This is a genomic window from Pedobacter suwonensis, from assembly GCF_007833675.1.
Taxonomy (GTDB): Bacteria; Bacteroidota; Bacteroidia; order Sphingobacteriales; family Sphingobacteriaceae; genus Pedobacter; species Pedobacter suwonensis.
Window position 1 is genome coordinate 4,639,137 of record NZ_CP031708.1, and the last position, 20,168, is coordinate 4,659,304.

General features: G+C 38.1%; 20 protein-coding genes. 7 read left to right on the plus strand and 13 right to left on the minus strand.

Going from position 1 to position 20,168, the window contains the following annotated elements:
• Window positions 1–117 precede the first annotated feature (117 nt).
• Both trhO and DV942_RS19185 read right to left on the minus strand, forming a co-directional pair.
• Window positions 118–1,053 carry an oxygen-dependent tRNA uridine(34) hydroxylase TrhO gene (gene trhO / locus DV942_RS19180; protein WP_145860237.1) on the minus strand — a complete coding sequence of 312 codons (936 nt, stop codon included), beginning with the start codon at window positions 1,051–1,053 and terminating at the stop codon, window positions 118–120.
• Window positions 1,054–1,288: 235 nt separating this feature from the next.
• Window positions 1,289–3,736 carry a DUF5686 and carboxypeptidase regulatory-like domain-containing protein gene (locus DV942_RS19185; RefSeq protein ID WP_145860239.1) on the minus strand — a complete coding sequence of 816 codons (2,448 nt, stop codon included), beginning with the start codon at window positions 3,734–3,736 and terminating at the stop codon, window positions 1,289–1,291.
• A gap of 244 nt (window positions 3,737–3,980) precedes the next feature.
• Here DV942_RS19185 and kbl point away from each other — a divergent pair, with 244 nt between their 5' ends.
• The 4 genes from kbl to DV942_RS19205 all read left to right on the plus strand — a co-directional run bounded on the left by kbl (window position 3,981) and on the right by DV942_RS19205 (window position 7,344).
• Window positions 3,981–5,177 carry a glycine C-acetyltransferase gene (gene kbl / locus DV942_RS19190; protein ID WP_145860241.1) on the plus strand — a complete coding sequence of 399 codons (1,197 nt, stop codon included), beginning with the start codon at window positions 3,981–3,983 and terminating at the stop codon, window positions 5,175–5,177.
• Window positions 5,178–5,316: 139 nt separating this feature from the next.
• Window positions 5,317–6,357 (plus strand): phenylalanine--tRNA ligase subunit alpha, encoded by a 1,041-nt coding sequence (pheS, locus tag DV942_RS19195; protein ID WP_145860243.1) that lies wholly within the window; start codon window positions 5,317–5,319, stop codon window positions 6,355–6,357.
• Window positions 6,357–6,767 carry a Rieske (2Fe-2S) protein gene (locus DV942_RS19200; protein ID WP_145860245.1) on the plus strand — a complete coding sequence of 137 codons (411 nt, stop codon included), beginning with the start codon at window positions 6,357–6,359 and terminating at the stop codon, window positions 6,765–6,767. The genes pheS and DV942_RS19200 overlap by 1 nt, the downstream gene beginning before the upstream one ends.
• 1 nt (window position 6,768) lies before the next feature.
• A complete protein-coding gene (locus tag DV942_RS19205) occupies window positions 6,769–7,344 on the plus strand; it encodes a TetR/AcrR family transcriptional regulator (RefSeq protein WP_090501759.1) in 576 nt (191 codons plus the stop codon).
• Window positions 7,345–7,574: 230 nt separating this feature from the next.
• Here DV942_RS19205 and DV942_RS19210 read toward each other — a convergent pair whose 3' ends face one another.
• The 5 genes from DV942_RS19210 to carA all read right to left on the minus strand — a co-directional run bounded on the left by DV942_RS19210 (window position 7,575) and on the right by carA (window position 12,881).
• Entirely contained in the window at window positions 7,575–8,258 is a 684-nt protein-coding gene (locus DV942_RS19210) for an XAC2610-related protein (RefSeq protein WP_145860247.1), read from the minus strand.
• Window positions 8,259–8,313: 55 nt separating this feature from the next.
• Entirely contained in the window at window positions 8,314–9,270 is a 957-nt protein-coding gene (locus DV942_RS19215) for a Fic family protein (RefSeq protein ID WP_145860249.1), read from the minus strand.
• 115 nt (window positions 9,271–9,385) lie between these two features.
• The gene (locus DV942_RS19220; RefSeq protein WP_186462347.1) at window positions 9,386–10,507 is read right to left on the minus strand and encodes an ABC transporter permease; all 1,122 of its coding nucleotides are present in this window, start codon (window positions 10,505–10,507) and stop codon (window positions 9,386–9,388) included.
• A gap of 76 nt (window positions 10,508–10,583) precedes the next feature.
• On the minus strand, window positions 10,584–11,348 hold the full coding sequence (locus tag DV942_RS19225) for an ABC transporter ATP-binding protein (RefSeq protein ID WP_145860251.1): 765 nt from the start codon (window positions 11,346–11,348) through the stop codon (window positions 10,584–10,586).
• Between the two features lie 420 nt (window positions 11,349–11,768).
• Window positions 11,769–12,881, minus strand: coding sequence for a glutamine-hydrolyzing carbamoyl-phosphate synthase small subunit (gene carA, locus DV942_RS19230; protein WP_090986133.1), 1,113 nt, complete (start codon window positions 12,879–12,881; stop codon window positions 11,769–11,771).
• Window positions 12,882–12,916: 35 nt separating this feature from the next.
• Between carA and DV942_RS23585 the strand changes: the two genes are divergently transcribed.
• The 3 genes from DV942_RS23585 (at window position 12,917) to DV942_RS19240 (ending at window position 14,853) form a co-directional block, all read left to right on the plus strand.
• Window positions 12,917–13,081 carry a hypothetical protein gene (locus tag DV942_RS23585; RefSeq protein ID WP_186462348.1) on the plus strand — a complete coding sequence of 55 codons (165 nt, stop codon included), beginning with the start codon at window positions 12,917–12,919 and terminating at the stop codon, window positions 13,079–13,081.
• Window positions 13,082–13,194: 113 nt separating this feature from the next.
• A complete protein-coding gene (panB, locus tag DV942_RS19235; protein WP_145860253.1) occupies window positions 13,195–14,010 on the plus strand; it encodes a 3-methyl-2-oxobutanoate hydroxymethyltransferase in 816 nt (271 codons plus the stop codon).
• A 156-nt stretch (window positions 14,011–14,166) separates the two neighbouring features.
• Window positions 14,167–14,853, plus strand: coding sequence for an RluA family pseudouridine synthase (locus tag DV942_RS19240; RefSeq protein ID WP_145860255.1), 687 nt, complete (start codon window positions 14,167–14,169; stop codon window positions 14,851–14,853).
• A gap of 173 nt (window positions 14,854–15,026) precedes the next feature.
• On the opposite strand, the gene DV942_RS19245 is transcribed toward DV942_RS19240, so the two are convergent.
• From DV942_RS19245 to DV942_RS19270, 6 genes are all read right to left on the minus strand, one after another.
• Window positions 15,027–15,500: a hypothetical protein gene (locus tag DV942_RS19245; RefSeq protein ID WP_145860257.1), complete on the minus strand. Its 474-nt coding sequence runs from the start codon at window positions 15,498–15,500 to the stop codon at window positions 15,027–15,029.
• Between the two features lie 145 nt (window positions 15,501–15,645).
• Entirely contained in the window at window positions 15,646–16,956 is a 1,311-nt protein-coding gene (locus DV942_RS19250; protein ID WP_145860259.1) for a sensor histidine kinase, read from the minus strand.
• A 108-nt stretch (window positions 16,957–17,064) separates the two neighbouring features.
• On the minus strand, window positions 17,065–17,742 hold the full coding sequence (locus DV942_RS19255; RefSeq protein ID WP_090986123.1) for a response regulator transcription factor: 678 nt from the start codon (window positions 17,740–17,742) through the stop codon (window positions 17,065–17,067).
• A 58-nt stretch (window positions 17,743–17,800) separates the two neighbouring features.
• Window positions 17,801–18,991, minus strand: a complete 1,191-nt coding sequence (locus DV942_RS19260; protein WP_186462349.1) for an aspartate aminotransferase family protein — start codon at window positions 18,989–18,991, stop codon at window positions 17,801–17,803.
• A 68-nt stretch (window positions 18,992–19,059) separates the two neighbouring features.
• A complete protein-coding gene (locus tag DV942_RS19265) occupies window positions 19,060–19,500 on the minus strand; it encodes a hypothetical protein (protein WP_090986121.1) in 441 nt (146 codons plus the stop codon).
• Between the two features lie 7 nt (window positions 19,501–19,507).
• On the minus strand, window positions 19,508–20,167 hold the full coding sequence (locus DV942_RS19270; RefSeq protein WP_145860261.1) for a hypothetical protein: 660 nt from the start codon (window positions 20,165–20,167) through the stop codon (window positions 19,508–19,510).
• Window position 20,168: the final 1 nt, after the last annotated feature.

The following is a 20,168-nucleotide window of genomic DNA, read 5'->3' on the forward strand; positions in this document are numbered from 1 at the left end:
ATCGGGTGCAACGAAGTCGAGAAGCACGTAAGTGCTCAGTGAAGCTAAATCTGTCTCAACAGCGCTCTCCATTTCACTGCTTTCCAATCGAAATGACGATCTTTCTATTAATTTTCTCTACCCTTTTACCGCTACCGGCTGCGGAACTTTCACATAGTAACCTGTACCATCGTAAGGGCGTTTGCGCGGATTGGTTGTACATGCTACCGAGCAGCAGCCCTGAAGCTTTTCTCCACAGGCATCGCATTGGGTAATATGCTCATTACACTCAGGATTGGCACAGTTAATCATTTTCGGCGTCGTAACTCCGCAATTATAACAAACTGAAACCACTGTTGGGTTAACCTGGTTCACATCCACTGCTATTCGGTTATCGAATACGTAACATTTACCTTCGAAATCTTTTCCGCCAGCTTCCTTGCCATATTTGATGATACCACCATGTAATTGATAAACATCGTTAAAGCCGTGGTGTAACAATAGGGCAGATGCTTTTTCGCATTTAATCCCACCTGTGCAATAAGTAAGTATTTTTTTGTCTTTATACTGGGCAAGCTGGTTAATCTGCTCAGGAAAATCACGGAAATTCTCTATGTCGAGCGTTACCGCATTTTTAAATTTGCCAAGATTGTGTTCATAATTGGAACGTACATCCAGGATTACTACATCCTCGTCATCCTTCATTTTCATGAAATCGACCGGTTCTAAATGTTTACCGGTTTGTTTGTTGGGATCGATAATTGTCGTGTCCCTTAAACCAGAATGCACAATTTCCGATTTGTAACGGCAATGCATTTTCAAAAATGAAAGCTCTTCTACGTCGTCAATTTTAAACTCTGTTTTGGCGAACCTTTCATCAGCATGTATCGCTTTCATATAAGCTTCGCAGGCTTCCGGAGTGCCCGATATGGTACCATTTAAACCTTCGTCGGCCACGATGATACGGCCAACAAGGCCTAAAGATTTGCAAAATTTAAGATGATCGGCTGCAAATTGCTCTGCCTCTGCTATGTAGCTATAGCAATAGTAAAGTAGTGTCTGATATTTTTTCATAACGCTGTTGATACCGTTGCAAACGGCGTTTAAAGCAGTGCAAAGATAGTAAAAAAAGGTGAAGGTAGAAGGCTTAAGAAGGAAGGTTTTTTTATGATGTAAAATGGAAAATGTAGAATGGATTGCGAACTGCCCTCTCAGCAACTTCTTTATTGAATAGATAAATTATATAAAAAAGTAAGATGGAAAATGTGTTGTCTGCAATCATCCATCTTACATAAAAACATCTTCCGTATTAGAATCCGTACGCGATCCTGAATCCCTGCGTCAACTTACGTCCGCCGTCATAGGCAAAGCCGTAGCTGGCACGCAATACCAGGCGTTGGATACCGAAATAGAATTCTTTATAATTCCTTTTTTCGGGAGACGATAAATAACCTCCACCAATAAATTCCTCCAGTTTTGCTTTACGCAACAAGGGAATTTTATTCATAAAGAAACCTGCAAAATTATGTTCTAAGTGGGCTTCGAAATATTGTTGATTGGTGCTAAACTGATAGAAGTCGAGGTACTGGAATTTTCTGATGTTAGGAGGGAAAATAGTGGAAATGTTACCCGCGAAATGTTTAAAGTCAGGATAATACATGTTTTTGTTGTTCAAAAATTTACCCACACCGGCCAAAAAGGAGGTATAGCCCCATAATCCCATCCCGATCCTGTCTTGAGAAACTTCCAGCTTCACAAAATCGTAGTCAATATCGCTATTCAATACACCGTTAAAACCTTTTTTATATAATAATGTAATTTTTGGGAACTTCGATTCGGTATAAAACTTGCCATCCGGACGGGTGATATACTGCTGTCCGAAGGTATAGGTTAAACTTGCCGTTGCGCTGAAAGAATTATATGTAGGGAACAGCGGTATCTCTTCATTTGGACTGAAAGGGTTGTTCGAAGTAAATTCGAGGTCTTTAACGTCTATAAATTTGAAATTGGTATTATTGGTGAGGTTTTTATTCCTGCTGTAATCCAAGGCCAAGCTTCCCTGAAGGCCTGAGACGAGCTCGCGGGTGGTATTAATATTTATAAAGCTCTTTTCGTAAAATTTGGCAAAGTTTTTTTCATAAAATAATGAGTTAATGGTATTGCCCAGCTGTGTCATAGAGCCCAGATTGTTCAGATCGAATATCCCATTTCCGAATGATGCGCCAACACTGGCCCGCTTACGTGGGTTGTAATAATAGCTTCCGCTCAGACTTCCGGTAAGCTTTTGGTTGGCGAAACCAAACCTCAGCTCAGGTCGGATGGAATAAGATCTTCTGTTCTCAAAATCCTTACGATAGGTAACACCATATTTTATGGCAAATCCTTCTACTGTATTGTAAAATATAGCTTTTAATACAGGGTCGAAAGTCCAATACTCTTTATCATACCGGTCATTGATACTTACACCCCTGAGCAAAAGCTTACCTATTCCGAATTTGTTATTTTCTCTTTCAAGAGAATCGAGATATTTTTTCGATTCTTTTAGTTTCGCTATGCTATCTTTTTTGACATAGTTGATCTTTTCGTCTTCCGTTAGCGGGATAGGCCTGTTGTTTTTCCAATAAATGGAATCTTTTTTATTTACCATTTCGGTAACTTTTAAGATCTCCCCATTAAAAAAGTGTTTTGGGAATTTAGGATCAAGGTTATAATTGCTGTAAATACCAACATAATAACCGTCTATTTTAAATCCCAGCACATTACCGCCAAATTTAAAGTTAATGGCAGTAGGCATATACGCTTCATTAACCTTGGTAAACTGCTGGCTGATGTGCAGCGTATCAATGAAATTGATGCCTGCTTTTTTGGTGAGGTAAACATCGGTATTGTAAATTCTCCAGCTATTATCGATAATATAAATAATTCCCCTGAAAACAGGGTCGTTCTCGCGACGTGGAATCACCTCTATTTTATGGATAGTTTCCCCGTTTTCATTGCTTTCCCCTAATAATTTATATTTATAATAAAAAAGGGCATTATCTGCGATAGGTGAAATGTATCCTCTCGTACTCAATTTGTTTTCAAGCAGGTAATTGTCGTAAAAATCGATGATCAGATCGGATGCCTTATTAAAACTGAATGTATTGTTTCGGCCGGCAACTTTTGATGAAATCATTTCTTCGTGTACCTCATTGGGCCGTTTGAAATTAAATTTGCTCTGTGATTCTGAAAGGTAAATAATACCCCTCCGGTTAGTGTCAAGTTCCAAAATTTTCTGTATATCCTGACCGAAGAATTTTTTAGGTGCACCTTTTAACCTTTGCACTCCTTTAATGTATACGTCACAGCTAAACGCTTTAACTTCATTCAAGTGTGCTTTTCGTTCCTTAATGGCTTTGCGGATAATGGCATAGGCCGGATCTTCAGCACTGACCGTGATATTCACGTTTTCTAGCGTATAACTTTCTGAGGTTAAGATAACGTTGAGCGATTGATCTGCAGATAAATTGACAATATGATCTTGTTGTTTATAGCCAACAGCCCTAAAACTTAAAGTGTATTGGCCATTTTTGAGTTTTAACGCATATTTTCCATCAACATTTGCTGATGTTCCTTTGGTGGTATTTTTTAAATAAACAGTTGCAAAAGGAATAGGTTGGCCGCTATTATCTTTAACCATTCCGGTGATGGTAGATTGCTGAGCTAAAATAATATTGGTAAATCCGCAAAAAAACAGGAGCGATAAAATTCTTATCATATGTTGGGTTAGTAAGCTATAAATATCGAATAACTTTAACACTATACACATAGGTGAGTGTTAAAGTTTGTTAAGATCGAAAAAAAAATAATCAAGATAGATGTTGTTTAAAGATTCGTCATAGAAATGCTGAGCTGATCAGTCAAATATTTGTATTCTAAATGTTGGGATAAAATTGCCCTTTTAGGTCGGAAAAGACTTTTTTTTATAACTTTGGTGCCAAATCAACCATTAAAAAAAGGCCATGTACAAAACATTACAACCTGTTCTCCAAAAGGAACTTGAAGAAATCGAAAACGCTGGATTATTTAAACGTGAACGTATCATCATCACCCCTCAGGGTGCCGACATTAAAGTAAGCGGTGGTACTGAAGTGGTTAACTTTTGTGCTAATAATTATTTAGGCCTTTCTTCTCATCCCAAAGTGATTGAAGCAGCTAAAAAAGCAATCGACGATCATGGCTATGGAATGTCTTCAGTTCGTTTTATCTGTGGTACACAAGATGTGCACAAAGAACTTGAAGCAAAGATCTCTAAATTTTTAGGCACTGAGGACACTATTTTGTATGCTGCTGCTTTTGATGCAAACGGAGGGGTTTTTGAGCCATTGTTTAATGCTGAAGACGCTATTATTTCTGATGAGTTAAATCATGCGTCAATTATAGATGGGGTAAGGTTGTGTAAAGCACAACGTTTCCGTTATAAAAATGCCGATATGGAGGATTTGGAAAAACAGTTAATCGCGGCCAAAGATTGCAGGCACAGGATTATTGTAACTGATGGCGCTTTCTCTATGGACGGTTCTGTAGCACCACTGGATAAAATTGCAGATTTGGCTGATAAATACGAGGCATTGATTATGATCGATGAATCGCACTGTACTGGTTTTATTGGTAAGAACGGTCGCGGAACTCATGAGCATTTTAATGTAATGGACCGTATCGATATCATTACCGGTACATTGGGTAAGGCTTTAGGCGGTGCATCGGGTGGTTTTACTTCAGGCAAGAAAGAAATTATTGATATGTTACGCCAGCGTTCACGTCCGTATTTGTTCTCTAATACTTTGGCACCGGCAATTGCAGGAGCATCTATAGCGGTATTAGATATGCTGAGCGAAACCACATCATTAAGGGATAAATTAGAAAAAAACACCAAATATTTCCGTGAAAAAATGACAGAAGCAGGTTTTGATATTAAACCTGGTTTCCATCCAATTGTTCCGGTAATGTTGTATGATGCTAAAATTGCACAACAGTTTGCTGCTAAAATGTTAGCAGAAGGAATTTATGTAATCGGGTTCTTTTATCCGGTTGTGCCTCAGGGGAAAGCCAGAATCCGTGTACAATTATCTGCCGGGCACGAGCAACACCACCTAGATAAAGCCATTGCCGCATTTACTAAAGTTGGGAAAGAATTAGGGGTAATTAAAAATCCATAAATTTATATAAACAACAAAAGCCGCTGTAAGCGGCTTTTGTTGTTTATGGGTTCATTTTCTTTTATAATGCCATTGTAAACAGATTATTTGAACCGGACAAGCTTAAAATTATTGGATAATTTGCTGTATATTTGATGCCATGTTACAGGACAAAATAGCACAGTATACCGAGAAAATTAATGCTTTCGTAACTGAAAAGGCAGACGAGTTAGAGCAGTTCCGCATTAAATATTTAGGAAGCAAAGGCATCATTAAGGAGATTTTCGACGAATTCAAATCTGTTTCTGTTGAAGAAAAAAGATCGTTGGGCAAGGTTTTAAATGAATTTAAACAACTAGCCGAATCAAAATACATTACACTAAAAGAAGCAACCGAAAGTAATGATGCTAACAGCGAAAGTACGCAATTGGATTTAACTTTGCCTGGCGAAGGTTTCGAGATCGGTTCGCGCCATCCTCTGGCTCTGGTGCGTAGAGAAATTGTGGAGATTTTTGCCAAACTAGGTTTCACTGTAGCAGAAGGGCCCGAAATTGAAGATGATTGGCATAATTTCTCGGCCCTGAACTTTCCTGAAGAGCATCCTGCAAGAGATATGCAAGATACTTTCTTTATTAAAAAGGGAGGTGAGAAAGGCGATATCGCTTTACGTACACATACTTCTTCGGTACAAGTGCGCATGATGGAACAAGGCCAGCCTCCATTCAGGGCAATTATGCCAGGCCGTGTTTACCGAAACGAAGCCATTTCTGCCCGTGCACACTGCTTTTTCCACCAGATAGAAGGTTTATATGTGGATGAAAATGTTTCATTTGCAGATTTAAAGCAGACTTTGTTTTATTTTGTGCAGGAATTATATGGAGAGGGTACAAAGGTGCGCTTCCGTCCATCATACTTCCCTTTTACCGAACCATCTGCAGAGATGGATATTTCTTGTACCATTTGTAAAGGCTCCGGTTGCCAGCTTTGTAAATACAGTGGTTGGGTAGAAATTTTAGGCTGTGGCATGGTAGATCCGAATGTGTTGGAAAACTGCGGTATCGACTCAAAAAAATATAGTGGTTTTGCATTTGGAATGGGGATTGAACGTATTGCCAATCTAAAGTATGAAATTAAAGACTTGCGTTTATTTTCTGAAAATGATGCACGTTTCTTAAAGCAATTTAAATCTGCTTTAATTTAATGACGAAATATCTATATAGCATATTGTTTGTACTCCTTATGGTTACGGGTTGTGGTAAAAACCAGGGTTTTATTCCTGAGGTACCTGTAAACTATAACGTAACGATAACGGAATTTAGCTTAAAGGCAGTAAACAATGTCTTGGTTGTTTCAAACAATGGAGTGGGTGGATTGCTGATTGTAAAAACGCCGCTAGGTGGATATGTTGCCTTTGATCGATGCAGCACGGTAAACCCGGAAAAGATTTGCAAAGTAACACCTGACGATAGCGGTGTAACGGCTACCGATCCTTGTTCGGGCGCCAAATTTTCGCTGCTTGATGGTAGTCCACAAAAAGCGCCTGCCGAAAGAAGCCTGAAAGCTTATAATATTTCTTTGCAAGGCAACACATTATTACACGTAAGCAATTAAGATGGAAGCTGAAAAAATAAAAGAAACAGTAAAAAAAGCTGCCAAAGAATTATTTCGAAAATACGGTTACCATAAAACCAGTGTAAATGAAATTGCAAAAAAGGCCCGCATAGCCAAAGCAACCATTTACAAATATTTTGAGAGTAAAGAACAGGTTTTGGATAGCATTCTGATGGATTACCTGGACCAGAACCTTTATGAGATATTAAACAATAAGGTAAGTTATGCTTCAGAAGAGGAACACCTAAAAGCATTGGTAATGAAAACGAGCCGTTTATCATTTACTGCCTGTAATGAGTTTATCGGCTGGGATTTTGTTCGTGAAAATGCAAATTCGCAAGAGTTTTTGAAACATCTATCAGACCAGTTAGAGGCTTTATTGTTGGCTGCTTACCTGCAACTGGATAACTTTAAAAACAATCCGGCAAGAAGAGAAGGACTGGCATTTTTGCTTAAAGCAAGTAAAAGTATTGTATTTTCATTTGCCTTTACCTCAGTTAGCGATTCTGATGTACGTAAGAATTTTGTGAGTTTCCAGAAAGAAATATTGCCATTTTTAGTAAAAGCAGCACTGTAAACTATTTCAGTTATACAAGCGATCGTCATGCTGAATTTATTTTACAAGGAAGAAATATTATTTTCAATTGCCTTGTAACTACTTCGTGGTCAGCATCTTTCCTGCAATAGACTCTGAAATAAATCCGAGCTATCGGATCAGCATGACAACTCCAGTTAGTTTTACATTTTTAGTGCATTGTTTATTAAGGTAAGCTATTAATTTTAAACTGATGTTAAAAATAAGGTAACTTATTGATTATAATAATCTTTCATCTTAAATTTTTGCACCGTTCTTTTTATTTTTCCATCAACATTTTTTTGAGTAATTACCGTCACGATATCGGCAATGCTGGAGTCTTCAATAACTGATGAGTCTTCGTAAAGTATGTTCTTAGCGTTAAATTTATAGTTTACGGTTTTATCAAAGCAACAACCATCTTTTTGATGGGTAGCAATTTGTTTTCTTTTTTTGTCAAAATCAAACATGCCAAGGTTTTCGCTGGCCAGTTTGGTCAGTTCCTCGCTTTTTAAAAATTTATTTTCTTTTGATGATAAATAAACGTCGTATGATGGGCTGCCATAAGCGCCATTACTACCGTTTCTGATGGCAAGATCTTCAAGCCCGTCAAAATTAAAATCGCCGAAAATTAAAGGCGTTTGGTATTTGCCAAGTTCGAGCCATCCAAGTTTGGCATTTTGAGTTGCTATTAAGCCGAAGTCCAGGTCTTCAGAGTGAAAAATATCTGTTTCCCTGTCTGTAACTTTTTCATAAATAATAATTGTGGCTTTTCCACTACAAGCATTTCCTTCACATTTCTCAACAAAAATTTTGGCCTTGTATTGGTCAGAACTGTTGTTTGCCAGAAACTTAAATTGAGCTTGTGAACTACTGAAAAGAAGCAAAATACCACAAAAGATGAACAGACTTTTCATTAACTATTTTTGGGTAAAATTACGCCAATATCCTCTACCAAAAAGTTAAAAAAGGTTAACGTTTTCTTTTCCTCGTTTTGATATAGCTTTGTACTGCAGCTTTAGTGGTAAGCCAATCTCTACCCTCTTTATAAGCATCTATTTTTCCTTGCCTGGCCAGTAGGCTCACATACTCCTGGCCATAAGGAACATCAGGTTCTGAAACGATATTGGAGATGGGTTCATAATCACCATAATGGTTTCCTGGCAATGCATTTATATAGATATTTAATGAGCGTTCTAGGGCTTGCAACATCAATAAACAAAGTTTATGGTAAGTGCCCTTGTTTGCCTGGTTAAGCGCTTCGTAGTATTTCTTTCTATCGTTTTTGAGGATGATAGCAGGGGGGAAGCCTCTTCGCATAAGTAGTAAATTCATGGCAAGCCTAACGGTACGCCCATTCCCATCAAAAAAAGGATGTATCCAAACAAGTTTATGATGAAAAATACTAGCTAACAAGATATCATTTAAGCCCAATGGGTTATCGTTGATGAAAGTGATCAATTGATCTAATAAATCAGAAACCTTATTGGCATTGGGTGGTGTAAAATTTGCACCTACAATGCGCACACCGCCATTTCTTAAACGACCTGCGTAATCATCCTCAATACTTCTGAGTACCAGGCCATGAAGCGATAAAATGTCAATGCTTCTGAGGGTGTAATCTTTATTAACCAAAGTGTACAGGTAATCGATAGCTTTTTCGTGGTTATAAGCTTCGAAATGTTCCCGTAACGATTTGCCTTTAACCGTTATACCCTCCTGTAAAACCATCTGGGTTTCTTTCAGGCTTAAAGTATTTCCCTCTATGCTATTGGAGTTATACGTCCACTCGAGGGTGAGGTCTTCTTTAATGCGGTGCAGGGCGCTATTAGGCAAAGGCCTTGAAGTTTCTAACTTGGCCTTTTTCTCATATAACCTTTCTATTTGCGGTAATAGCTCTACTAAATCGCTTAAATCAAAATCCCACATGCCCAAAGGTAATAATATCGGATGATATTAAAAATTAAATTATCCGATATTAAAAATTTTCTTTCAAAAAAAATGATAACAATGTGTTATCATTTCAAAATGCTTTCAGGCTGTCTTATTCCCACTTAAATACTTTTACCGCGACGGCGTAAATACCAATTCCCCAAAGCAATAGAATCATAATCTGAAACTTAACATCCCATAATCCTAAACCTTCGAAAGCCACTTTACGCATGGCATCATTTAAATAGGTAAGCGGTAACGCCCTGCTGATTGGCTGTAGCCAACCCGGGAAAGCCTCGATAGAAAAGAATGTACCCGATAGTAAAAACTGTGGCAAGGTAATGATATTTGATATTGGAGGTACCATGCTTTCGCTTTTGGCGATGCCTGAAATAATAAAACCAAAGCCCATAAAAACGATGACCCCAAGGGTGGCCAGTATAAGCATGTTGATGACCGTAAGCGCTCCGTGGACGAGTGTGAAGCCAAAAAAGAAATGGCCAATTAAAATGATAAATAAGGCGCCGATCAAGGCAAAGCCGATACGCGCAATGCCTTCGCCGATAACAATGCTCGATCGCCTCACAGGAGTAGCAAAAAAGCGTTTGATTACTAAGGTTTGGCGCAGACTTAAAAATACGAATGCCGTTCCGAAAACGCCCGTGCTTAATAGCGAAAAACCCAATTGGCCGGGAAGGATAAAATCTATCGTTTTATACTCTCGACCTGTAATGGTACTTTCTATAATTTCTGCAACAGTTGGTTTTAAGGTTTTATCGTAAAAGATGTTATTTAAAACTGATTTTAAAATCCCGCCTTTATCTCTCGATGCCGAAGTATAAACCACATTAACCGAATAGGCGGCGGTATTTACTTTTCTATGTACATCAATCATCGCATCAACATTCCCTTTTTCCAGTAACTTATCGAACTCGGTTTTTGATTTATCTTTTACCAAACGGATCATGCCTGTTTTTTCCAGCATACCCATTACCGGGTTGTTTACATCCGAACCTGGCGTTACTCCAACATCGATACGGGTTCCGCCGCCACCTAAGAATCCAAAAACAAGTATGAATATCAGGGGAAAAGCCAGGGTAAAAACCACCGCAGAGGGGCTCCGCATAATAGAACGGAAACTTGCTTTGGCAAGGGCAAGAGTTGCTGTAAGATTATTGTACCCCCCAGCCCCTGAAGGAGAGTTTGATTTTTTTTTGTGTATATCTGTTTGCATATTGGTTTCGCTGGATTTTATTTAAAAAATGTATGAAGTACATTAGGTTTCAAGTTCCCCTTTTTGGGATAGTGGGCTATTCACGCCATTCCTGACCTGTAAGATGAATAAATACATCTTCCAGATTAGCCTTTTTAACCTCTTTTTTACGTTCAAAACCACTATTTACTAAATTATCTATCAAGTTATCAGGCGTGTCCAGCGCAATAATCTGTCCGCGTTCCACAAAGGCAACTCGGTCGCAAAGCTGTTCAGCCTCATCCATGTAGTGTGTGGTAATAACAACCGTTGTACCTGCATTCCGGATTTCTGTAATTAGGTCCCAAAGATTCCTGCGTGCCTGTGGATCTAAACCTGTTGTGGGCTCATCCAGAAAAATAATTTTTGGTTGGTTGATTAGGGTCGTAGCTATTGAGAAGCGTTGTTTTTGCCCACCTGAAAGTGCTTTGTATTTGGCTTTTGCCTTATCCTGAAGGTTTACTTTTTCCAACATCTCCATGGGTTTAATGTTGGCACCGTATAAACCGGCAAAAAGTTCAACGAGTTCGATCAGATTTAGATTCGGATAATAACCGGCTGCCTGTAGCTGTACACCAATAATCTGTTTGATATCCTGTGGATGTTTGTCAACAGAAAAACCATCAATAATAATTTCACCAGATGTTTTGTCTCTCAATGTTTCGATAATTTCGAGGGTTGTGGTTTTTCCGGCACCATTAGGACCAAGCAGTCCGAAAATTTCATGCTCGTAAACCTCGAAACTAAGCCCTTGAACGGCTACAAAATCATCATATTTTTTTACCAGGTCTTTAACACTGATAATGGCTTTTTTTGTTTCCATATTGCGAATGTAAGGAGCTTTAAATGAATAGGGAATGAATTTTTGAATACATTGATGAAAATGTCGGTAAAATGATGTTTAAGGTAGGTAAACCATCACTTATTATTTTTTAGGGTTGCAATTATAATGTTTTAATTTATCGAATCTGTTTTGTAGTTGTTTTTTTGCCTGATTAAAAGCTTCATCAAAACAATATTATTTTTTTGAAAAAATGAATGTATCACTGGTTTGGATTTTATTGCTCGGCATAGCATATGATTTTCTATAAATGCACTCATATTGCAACCTTTGTTTCCTGGGATTTTGGTAACCCGGTATCTTTTTTTCAAAGTAAGTGCCTAGAAAATTCTAATTTAAATAAAAAAAACACTGCCAATAGAAATGAGCAGTGTTTTAATACTTTATATAAAAAATAATTTTTTACCAGGCTAACTCACCTTTCATTACCTCAACAAAATCATCGAATAAGTAACGTGAATCGTGTGGACCTGGAGAAGATTCTGGGTGATATTGAACCGAGAATGCTTTTTTGCCTTTAACACGGATACCCTCAATTGATTTATCGTTTAAGTTAACATGTGTAATTTCTACCTTGTCAGAGTTTCTAACTTCATCAGGTATTACACCAAAACCATGGTTCTGTGAGGTAACCTCGCAGTGGTTTTTGATGATGTTTTTAACCGGATGGTTTAAGCCACGGTGACCGTTAAACATTTTCATGGTGCCGATGCCGTTAGCTTCGGCCAATAGTTGGTGACCTAAGCAGATCCCGAATAATGGCTTGTCAACTGCTAGAATTTCTTTGATCGTTTCCACTGCATAAGGCATTACCGAAGGATCGCCGGGGCCGTTTGAAATAAAGTAACCATCAGGGCTAAATTTTTCCATTTCGGCAAAAGTGGTTTTAGCCGGAAAAACCTGAACATAGATGTCGCGGTTTTCAAAGCTGCGCAAAATGTTTTTCTTGATGCCTAAATCAAGTGCTGCTACTTTCAAGCTCGCCTCAGGATTGCCATAAAAGTATGGTTCGCTGGTGCTTACTTTAGAAGAAAGCTCTAAACCTTCCATTGAAGGTACTTCAGCTAATTTTTGTTTTAATTCTTCTAAATCAGTGATTTCTGAAGAAATAATCGCATTCATGGCACCTTTATCTCTGATATGGCGCACCAATGCACGTGTATCGATATCTGCAATAGCAACCAGGTTATCGTTCTGAAAATAATCCTGAATAGATTCAGTAGCTTCTTTACGGCTGTAAATGATATTGTAATTTTTGCAAACCAAACCAGCAATTTTGATCGATCCCGATTCGATTTCATCTTTGTGGATACCATAATTACCAATATGTGCATTTGTGGTAACCATTATCTGTCCAAAGTAACTTGGATCGGTGAAAATTTCCTGGTAACCTGTCATCCCGGTATTAAAACAAATTTCGCCGGTAGTAGTTCCAATTTTCCCGGCCGCTTTGCCGTAAAAAACCGTGCCATCGGCCAGTAATAAAATCGCAGGTAACTTGGTGTAGTTAGTCATGGTAATTACAATATGGATTTTGATTTAAAAAAGAGTTGAAAAAAGAATGGCTTTCGGCATTAAAACCGTATTTGCAGGGTACAAAAAAAGATGAAGATATCCCGTCCATTTCGGGGTACAAAGATAGAATTTTAGATTGGAAATCTAAAGAGAAAAATGAAATAAGGCAGAAGCTAAAAGCAAAAAGATTAAAGTATTAAAGCCACATCAGTATAAAAAAGATTTTAGTTTGAGACCGCTTTGGTCTTTTACCTTTCGTCTTTCAGCTTAATTAAAGAAAAAACAATACTTTTGACAACACAAAACAAATCCCATGTCGGTACATAAAGAAATCAAACGAGTTACCACGCATATTTTACAGGAAATGAAAGAGCGTGGTGAAAAAATATCAATGCTTACGGCTTACGATTATTCGATGGCAACCATTTTGGATGATGCAGGATTGGACGTTTTATTGGTTGGCGATTCTGCGTCAAATGTAATGGCTGGTCATGAAACAACTTTGCCCATCACGTTAGATCAGATGATTTACCACGCTGCATCTGTAATCAGAGCCGTTAAACGAGCGTTTGTTGTGGTTGATTTACCTTTTGGCTCTTATCAGGGAAATTCAAAGGAAGCTTTGAATTCAGCGATCAGGATTATGAAAGAATCAGGTGCTCATGGTGTTAAACTGGAAGGCGGAGAAGAAATTATCGAATCTGTTCAACGAATTATTACGGCAGGAATTCCTGTCATGGGACACCTGGGTTTAACCCCCCAGTCTATTTATAAATTTGGAACCTATACCGTTCGTGCAAAGGAAGAAGAGGAGGCTAATAAGTTGAAAAGCGATGTTTTGGCTTTGCAGGCTGCGGGTTGTTTTGCCATTGTATTGGAAAAAATTCCCGCAGCACTAGGTAAAGAAGTTACAGAAAGTTTACATATTCCAACTATTGGCATTGGTGCCGGACCAGATTGCGACGGACAGGTTTTGGTGGTAAATGATATGATTGGTTTAACCAAAGGATTTAAACCACGCTTTTTACGCCAATATATTAACCTTTACGATGAAATTTTAGGTGCAGCGCAGTCTTATATCCGCGATGTAAAAGGAAATGATTTCCCGAACGAAAAAGAACAGTATTAAGTTGGAGTTGGGCGTTTCGAGTTTGGCGTTTTTTAAGGCGCAGATAACCGTCCAACCATTAACAATTAGCAGCTAAATGATTAACCAATAAACTTTCGCATTAGCCGATTTGCTTTATCAAATAAACTAATGACGGATGAACCAATGAACTAACCGATGCCAATTACCGATAACGACATCCTTTTTGAAGACAATCATTTAATCGCTATTAATAAAAGAGCAGGTGATATTGTGCAGGTTGATGAAACTGGCGACGAGCCATTGGACGAGCAGGTAAAAAAGTATATCGCTAAAAAATACAATAAACCAAATGGTGCTTTTTTAGGGGTAGTACACCGTTTAGACCGACCAGTAAGCGGCGTAATTTTATTTGCTAAAACGAGTAAGGCTTTAGAACGTATGAATGCCGTATTCAAAAACAGGGAGGTAAAGAAAACGTATTGGGCTGTGGTGAAGAATAAGCCGGAGAAAGAATCGGCTACATTGGTACACTGGCTGGTTAAAAATCCACAAAAAAACGTGGTTTCTTACTATAACACAGAAGTTACGGGCAGTCAACGTGCCGAGCTTTCATATAAAGTAAAAGCTAAAGTAGGCGATTATTATCTTTTGGAAGTTGATCCTTTAACAGGCCGCTCACACCAGATTAGGGTTCAGCTATCCTCAATGGGTTGTCCGATTATGGGTGATAACAAATATGGTTATCCACGAGGAAGCAGAAAGGGAAGTATTTGCCTGCATGCCCGTAGATTACAGTTTATACACCCCGTAAAAAAGGAACCGGTAAACATATTTGCCAAATTACCTGTTGACGGATTCTGGGAAAGATTTGAGGATATATAGTTCAATGCCAGAATAAGTAAATTCATTACTTCCCGGGATATTTATTTAATAATTTCTTTGAAGTTACCCTCATTTCGAGCGAATTGCAGCGAATTCGAGAAATCGATGGTACCAGACAACAGATTTCTCGACTGCGGTCGAAATGACAACTTTTGAATGAAGATGACGAAGTATTATTTACAATCAATTTTTTCGAAAGTCATTGATCCATCAAACTTTAGTTTGCTCAGATCTTTAAACTTGGTTTCTCCATTTACTTCCTGTACATCACCAAATCCCTCTGTTAGCTGATTACCCTTTTTCAAAAAGGCTACTTCTCTTACCGATGTTTTGCCTTCAGATTGAAAGGTGTAATTTGCAATGATGGTATCGCCTTTGATAATACCGGCTACCGTACCCGCATTTTTATCTTTTTCGTATAACTTATAGCCTAGCGTACCTGTCAATTTGTTATCCAATGTTTTTAACGATAGGGTAGCGGTATCACGGTTTTTAATGTATTGGTAACACTGAACCGAATCAGTTGTCACGGCTGCATTGGCTACAATAGTGGAATCTATTTTGGCCTGTGTTTTTTTGGCTGTTCCGCCCTGGCATGATGCCATCAATAAAGTGGCGGCTCCTAGTATGGGGATAATGTTTTTCATTACAATACGTTTTGCTTATTAAAAATGAATTAACAATAAGCAAAGCCCCTGCCAAAATTTTATACTGTTTGCAGGGTACCGTTGGTTTTAAAGTCAGGCAATACAAACGTATCTTATTTGGTTAAATAATTTGATCAATAAAGTCTTATATTGAAAAGGATAGGGAAATGTTGGTGCCTTTTTGTTCTTCGGATTTGATATCAACATCTATTTTATGGAACCGGGCAATACTTTGTACAATGGCCAGGCCCAGGCCAAATCCATTTTCTTCTGAATTTCCCCTTTTAAAACGATCAAAAGCATTTTCTACCAGTTCTTTGCTCATACCTGTTCCGGTATCGCTGATGGTGAGGATATATCTGTCACTTTCAGTTTTATCAGTTATGGTAATCGTTCCATTATCAACGTTGTATTTAATGGCATTGTTGATGACGTTGATTAAAAGCGTATGTATCAGTGCCTTGTTTCCTGTAAAATGAAAGTCTTTTGAAAGGCGGGCACTGTAACTAATGTTTTTATCCGCAATCCGATCTTCCAGATCCTCATGTATATCATCAATTTCTTGGTTAAGGCTGATTTCTTCCGTTTTTAGGTACTGATTGTTTTCAACTTTTGAAATGAGTAGCAGACTGTTGATAATCAGCTTTAAGCGGTTCAGGGTTTTTAATGAGGCGTATATTTTATTTTCATGCTCAACGGGAATATCCGGTGTATTAAGCATATTTTCAAATCGTGTACTTAAAATCGAAATAGGGGTGAGCAACTCATGCGAAACATTGGCAATAAACTGCTTTTCTAAGGCAAAAAGTGTATTTATTTTTCGCATTAAAGAGTTTATGCTGTTATCAAGGATTTTAAAATCACTGGTGCTGGTTGGGATGTTCTGGTAATTATAATGGCTGGGATCATCAACCAGGTTAATCTTTTTATCGATAATCCGATAAAATGGTTTGAGTAAAAAGTTAGAAAAAGTGTAATCGGCTATCAATGTAATCAGCAATGCAGCCACAAGTACTATCAGCATATAAAAACGGATCGAATTTTTGATAGACTGAAGTGCTGTCATGGTTTCACCGATCTCCAGGTTATACCAGTTTTTGTGATAAGAGAATTTATAATTTAAAATGCGGTATACTTCAATATCACCTTCAATCTCTCTTTTTTCCGTAAATACCTTTGCTGTCGAATCCTTTTGATTGTCGGGAAGAACTGTTAATACAATAAATTCTTCCTTCAAAATATTATAATCAGTAAATGATTGTTCTTTATTTAAAAGGCTGTCGATTTCATTATCATTCAGGTGTTTGATGATTTTGTTCTTTTTTTTAATCAAACGGTTATCAAGCTGGTTGTAAGCCAGTCTATCTAATGAAAATAAAATGATAGCACCCAATACCAGAATGATGGCAACCTTGGTTACGGCATTATATAAAGAAAACTTAACCTGTAGCTTCATTTAGATGAATGATGGTTTACGTAAGATGGATGAGGTGTCATTTTGGTTGGGTGAGCAGGCTAATTGGTCAATTGACGCTCTTCGCCAAACGCCAAACCCTAAAACTCACTAGCAATTGATTCTATAACCTATACTTCTTACCGTTTCAAACCAATCTATTGGCGTAACCCCGGCGAGTTTTTTTCGTAAGTTTTTAACATGTACATCCACAAAGTTTGAGTCAGAGTTAACCTCTAAAATATCGCCCCAAACATGTTCCGTTAAACTCATTCTCGATACTACACGATTTTTGTTCAACACCAGATAGTTAAATATTTCGAACTCTTTTTTGGTAAGGTTTAATCTTTCATCACCATAAGAAACCGTTCTGTTCTGAATATTGAGCAAAAAGTTGTGGATGTTTACCTCGTTTTTTTCCAATTTATGTTTTCTACGCGTAATGGCATGTATACGTGCTAAAAGTTCATTTAGGGAAAACGGCTTTGGCAGATAATCGTCTGCACCCTCATCAAGGCCTTTAATCCGGTCATCAACGGCACTGCGCGCTGTTAAAATAATTACGGCATCGTCGCGGTCTTTAGTCGCTTTCAGCTGTTTTAAAATATCAAAACCATCGCCATCAGGCAAGCCCAGGTCTAATAAAATGAAATCATAATTATTTACAAAAATCTTTTCTTCAGCAGAAGATTTTTTCCAGGCATGCTCTACAATAAATCCTTCTTTGCTCAGGAATTCATCCATTTCAAGCGCGAGGCTTTTTTCATCTTCAACGATTAATACATTCATTTCAGCTAACTTTGTTTAATTTTTTACCGCCATGCGCTTTGCGCTCAGCGCTATGCGTTTACCCTGCAACTAAGTTAATGTTTTTTAAGATGGTCTCGCAAGCATCTTTAATTTCTTCTTTGGTAATAATTAGTGGGGGGGCTATCCGCATAGAATTGCTGCAATGTAAAAACCAGTCTGACAATACGCCGTCTAAAATACAGGCATCGATAATTTTTTTATTAAGTTCGAAATTCTCAAACTCAACAGCGAGCATCAAACCTTTGCCCCTGATTTCTTTAATAGCCGGATGTTTTAAAAGCTGTTTAAATAACTGGCCTTTTTCTTCTACTTCCTCTACAATATGATCATCAACCAGGGTGCGTAAAGTTGCTAAGCCGGCAGCACAGCAAACCGGATGACCTCCAAAGGTAGTCATGTGGCCCAAGATTGGCGTATGCGATAATACCGACATAATCTCTAATGAGCTGATAAAAGCGCCTATTGGCATTCCGCCGCCAATTCCTTTTGCCAGTAGCAATACATCTGGTACAACCTGGTAATGTTCAAAGGCAAACATTTTGCCACTGCGGCCAAAACCTGACTGTATTTCGTCGAAAATCAATAAAGTTCCTGTTTCGTTACATTTTGCTCTTAAAGCCTGCATGTAACTTAAATCGGCCACACGTATTCCGGCTTCACCTTGTATAGGCTCAATAAAAACAGCAGCAATGTCTGAAGTGATTTTTTCAAGGTCAGCAAGATTATTATGTTCAATAAAATTTACGTGCGGTAGGAAAGGACCGTATCCAGCAGAATAAAAATCACTTTCCATTAAACTTTCCGCGCCTTGGGTACTGCCATGATAAGCATTTTTACAGGCAATAAAACCTTTGCGGCCGGTATAACGTTTAGCCAGTTTCATGGCACCTTCTACAGCTTCTGTTCCAGAGTTTAAAAAATAGGTGCAGCTTAAACTTTCCGGTAAGATTTCGGCAAGTGCCTTTGCAAAATTAACCTGGGGTGTTTGAATATATTCACCATAAACCATCAGGTGCATATAGGTTGCTGCCTGATCTTGAATGGCTTTCACTACAGCAGGGTGGCAATGGCCAACATTGCTTACGCCGATACCGGCAATAAGATCAATATGTTTTTTATCCTGTGCATCGTAAATGTAGATGCCTTTTGCCCTTACGAATTCGAGCATCAGGGGCTCCGGAGAGGTTTGTGCATTGTGTTGTAAAAACAACTGACGTTGGGTAAGCATGGTACAAAAGTACGGAAATGAAGGGTGCTTTAAAACAAAAAGACCTACATTGCTGTAAGTCTTTTTCGTTAAGGCTTTTGCCCGCCCCTGTATCTGTTAAGCAACTCACGTTTAAAACCTTCCTGCGCCCTGTAGAACTTACCTACCACTTTTATAGGCAAAGAAGACTTGAATTTGTTGTAATATTTTTTATTTAGATTCAGTTCTCTTTGTCTGAAATCAAACTCACTGGTAATTAGGTTCTGCACCTGCGCATCCGTTAAGTTATCAATTTCATCCACTTTTCTGAAAGAGATCATTTTCTGCATGCGTTCTTTGTGCAAAGAATTGAGCTCTGCCTGCATATCATTATAAATTGGCCAAAAAACCTTAGCCTCTTCTGGTGATAAATCCAGCTTTTGAGTAAAAAAAGCTATTTTAAGCGATTCTATTTCTTCTCCCCTTGGTCTTTGTGCCAGTAAGGTAGTGGGCAACAAAAACATTAAAGCAACAAAAAGTAAATTCTTCATTTCTGTATTAATTGTTTAATTCCTGGGCTAAATCCGATGATGAGAAATTGCTCAGAATGTAGTTTTCCATTTCTGTATCTGACGCAGAATTTGTTTTTATATTAGATGAGGTGGTATTTTGCGTTTCTAAATGATCAATGATCGTACTTTCGTCTATATCATATAATAACTGTTCGTTTGCCATTGCTTCTGCTGCCGGTAATTGCAAACTGGCAGATGTCGAGTTATTCTGATAAAAATAAATACAAAAAGAGGCCATTAACAGGAAACAGGCTGCACTTACATATTTAACCATGTTTCTTCTCCATAAAGGAATAACTTTGGCTTCCTTTTTAGGTTCTAATGTAGCAACTCTGTCAGTAATTCTGCTTTGCAGTGTGTTGAAATAATTGTCAGGTACGGTGAAAGCCTTTCCTGCAACAGGTATTTCAGACAGGGTAATTTGGGTTTGTATGCGTTCCTCTAAATCTTCAAAATACAGCTGCGGAACTTCAAAATCGTTGTTACTTGTTTTCTGCTTTAATCCATCTAAAAATATGGCAGAAAAAACGCCTTCTTCACAATTTTCGAAATATCCATCAGGAACGGAGAAAGGATTACGCTTCTCCAGAGCAGCAAGTGCAGGAGCTTCATTCATCCAATCGTTATTTTCTATATTTTCGTTCATC